Annotated in this window: 2 protein-coding genes; both read left to right on the top strand. The window is 63.9% G+C overall.

Annotated features, from left to right (window positions below; all coding sequences use genetic code 11):
- The first annotated feature begins 163 nt into the window (after nt 1–163).
- Nucleotides 164–1,099, top strand: a complete 936-nt coding sequence (locus tag IVB32_RS04930; RefSeq protein WP_247409932.1) for a glycine--tRNA ligase subunit alpha — start codon at nt 164–166, stop codon at nt 1,097–1,099.
- A complete protein-coding gene (glyS, locus tag IVB32_RS04925; RefSeq protein WP_204513856.1) occupies nt 1,099–3,198 on the top strand; it encodes a glycine--tRNA ligase subunit beta in 2,100 nt (699 codons plus the stop codon). Before IVB32_RS04930 ends, glyS begins: the two co-directional genes overlap by 1 nt.
- The last annotated feature ends 3 nt before the right edge of the window (nt 3,199–3,201 follow it).

The following is a 3,201-nucleotide window of genomic DNA, read 5'->3' as shown; positions in this document are numbered from 1 at the left end:
GCCATCCACGCCTTGTCTCACCGCACGAAGAACGTGGATGCCCGGGACAAGCCCGGCCATGACGGAGAACTAGGCCCGAATCCACCCCCTTCACCTTGATTCCCACCCCTGCCGTCGATACGGTCCCGCGCGATTCAACCCCCCGCGAGAGCCCGATCTGACGATGGACGCCTCCTTGCCCGCCCATATGCGCCCGGAACGCTCGTTCCAGGGCTTTATCCTCGCGCTCCAGCGGTTCTGGGCCGAGCAGGGCTGCGTGATCCTGCAGCCCTACGATATGGAGATGGGTGCGGGTACCTTCCATCCGGCGACCACGCTGCGCGCGCTCGGGCCAAAGCCCTGGAATGCGGCCTACGTGCAGCCCTCGCGGCGGCCCAAGGACGGCCGCTACGGCGAGAATCCGAACCGGCTGCAGCACTACTACCAATTCCAGGTGATCATGAAGCCGTCGCCGGCGAACCTTCAGGAGCTGTACCTGAAGTCGCTCGCCGCGATCGGCATCGATTCCGCCGTGCACGACATTCGCTTCGTCGAGGACGATTGGGAGAGCCCGACGCTGGGCGCCTGGGGCCTCGGCTGGGAGTGCTGGTGCGACGGCATGGAAGTCAGCCAGTTCACCTATTTCCAGCAGGTCGCGGGTGTCGAATGCGCGCCGGTCGCGGGCGAACTCACCTACGGGCTCGAGCGCCTCGCGATGTACGTGCAGGGCGTCGACCGGGTCTACGACCTCAACTTCAACGGCCGCGAAGGCGACGCCAAGGTCACCTATGGCGATGTCTTCCTGCAGGCCGAGCGGGAATATTCGAAGCACAATTTCGAAGTGGCCGACACCGCGATGCTGTTCGAGCAGTTCAAGATGGCGGAAGCCGCCTGCCGGAAATACCTCGATGCGGGTTGGAAAGATGGCAAGCGCGAGGCGCATCTGATGTCGCTTCCGGCCTATGACCAGTGCATCAAGGCAAGCCATGTGTTCAACCTGCTCGACGCGCGCGGCGTGATCTCCGTGACGGAGCGGCAGAGCTACATTCTTCGCGTGCGCGAACTGGCAAAAGCTTGCGGCGAGGCCTGGATACATACTGAAGCGGGCGGAGCGACCTGATGCCCGATCTTTTGCTTGAACTTTTCTCGGAAGAAATCCCCGCGCGCATGCAGGCCAAGGCGGCGGACGATCTGCGCCGCATGGTCACCGACAAGCTCGTCGCCGAGGGTCTCGTCTACGAAGGCGCGAAGGCGTTCGCGACGCCGCGCCGCCTTGCGCTTACCGTGCACGGCATCCCTGCGCGCCAGCCTGACCTGAAGACCGAACGCCGCGGACCGAAGATCGGTGCGGCCGACGCGGCCGTGCAGGGTTTTCTGAAAGCGACGGGTTTGACGTCGCTGGACGAGGCCAAGATCCAGCGCGATCCGAAGGGCGACTTCTACATCGCGCTGATCGAGAAGCCCGGCCGCGACGCCATCGACGTGCTCGCGGAAATCCTCCCCGTGATCATCCGCACTTTCCCTTGGCCGAAATCGATGCGCTGGGGCGCGCGCTCCGGCAAGCCGGGCTCGCTGAGCTGGGTGCGTCCGCTGCACGCGATCACCGCGACGTTCGGGCTCGAGACCGAAGAGCCCGATGTCGTCAAATTCTCGGTGGACGGCATCGAGGCCGGCCAGACCACTTACGGTCACCGCTTCATGGCTCCTAGCGCGATTTCCGTCCGCCGCTTCGAGGACTACGAAGCGAAGCTGAAGGCCGCAAAAGTCATCCTCGATCCGCAGGCGCGCAAGGACATCATCTTTGCCGACGCCAAGGAGCTGACCTTTGCGCAAGGGTTCGAACTGGTCGAGGATCAGGTGCTGCTCGATGAGGTTTCGGGTCTCGTCGAATGGCCCGTCGTCATGATGGGATCGTTCGAAGCGGAGTATCTCGCGATCCCCGACGAGGTGATCCGCGCCACCATCCGCAACAACCAGAAGTGCTTCGTCGTCAAAGATCCCAAGACGGGCAAGCTGACCAACAAGTTCGTGCTCACCGCCAACATCGAGGCGCCTGACGGCGGCAAGACCATCGTCGCCGGCAACGAGCGTGTGATTCGTCCGCGCTTGTCGGATGCGAAATTCTTCTACGAGACGGACCTGAAGACGAAGCTGGAAGACCGGCTGCCGAAGTTCGAGCAGATCGTGTTCCACGAGAAGCTCGGCACCCAGGCTGCGCGCATCAAGCGAATCGAGCGTCTCGCCGCAGAGATCGCGCCGCTCGTCGGCGCCGATGTCGCCAAGGCGACGCGCGCCGCGCATCTGGCGAAGGCGGATTTGCTGACCGAAGTCGTCGGCGAATTCCCCGAGGTGCAGGGCCTGATGGGCAAGTACTACGCGCTGGCCCAGGGCGAGGACGCCTCCGTCGCTGCCGCCTGCGAGGAGCACTATAAGCCGCAAGGGCCTGCCGATCGCGTGCCGACCGATCCGGTCAGCGTCGCAGTCGCGCTCGCGGACAAGCTCGACACGCTTGTCGGCTTCTGGGCGATCGACGAAAAGCCGACGGGATCGAAGGATCCGTATGCGCTGCGCCGCGCGGCGCTGGGTGTGATCAGGCTGATCGGTGAGAACGCACTGCGTATGTCGATCATGAAGATGGCGGCGTCCGCACTCGCCGGCTTGTCCTTGAAGCCTGCCGATGCGCAGAAGCTTCCGAGCGACCTGCTCGCCTTCTTCGCAGACCGGCTGAAAGTGCAGCTCCGCGAGCAGGGCGCGCGGCACGATCTGGTCGACGCCGTGTTCGCGCTCGGTGGCCAGGACGACCTTCTGATGATCGTCCGCCGCGTCGAGGCGCTTGGAAAATTCCTCGAGTCCGAGGACGGCAAGAATTTGCTCGCCGGCATCAAGCGCGCCAGCAATATCCTCGGCATCGAGGAGAAGAAGGACAAGCGCGCGTTCGAGGGCGCGCCCGATGCTGCGCTCTATGGCCTCGACGAGGAGAAGGCGCTGGCCAACGCGATCGGCGAAGTGAAGGCGGAGGCAAGCGCTGCTGTCGCGAAGGAAGACTTCGCTGCCGCGATGAGTGCGATGGCCAAGCTGCGTCCGCCGGTCGATGCGTTCTTCGAGAAAGTTCGCGTCAACGACGAGGATGCGAAGGTGCGTGAGAACCGGCTAAAATTGCTCAACGAGATCCGCAGCGCCACGCGTGCGGTGGCGGATTTCTCGAAGATCCAGGATTGAGCG

This window comes from Bradyrhizobium sp. 23 (genome assembly GCF_023073295.1).
GTDB classification, from domain to species: domain Bacteria; phylum Pseudomonadota; class Alphaproteobacteria; order Rhizobiales; family Xanthobacteraceae; genus Bradyrhizobium; species Bradyrhizobium canariense_D.
The sequence above is the reverse complement of the archived record's forward strand: the minus strand, read 5'-3'. Positions and strand labels throughout refer to the sequence as shown.

Coding starts and splice junctions, on each gene's coding strand:
- IVB32_RS04930 (WP_247409932.1), top strand. CDS start 164: ATGGACGCCTCCTTGCCCGCCCATATGCGCCCGGAACGCTCGTTCCAG.
- glyS (WP_204513856.1), top strand. CDS start 1,099: ATGCCCGATCTTTTGCTTGAACTTTTCTCGGAAGAAATCCCCGCGCGC.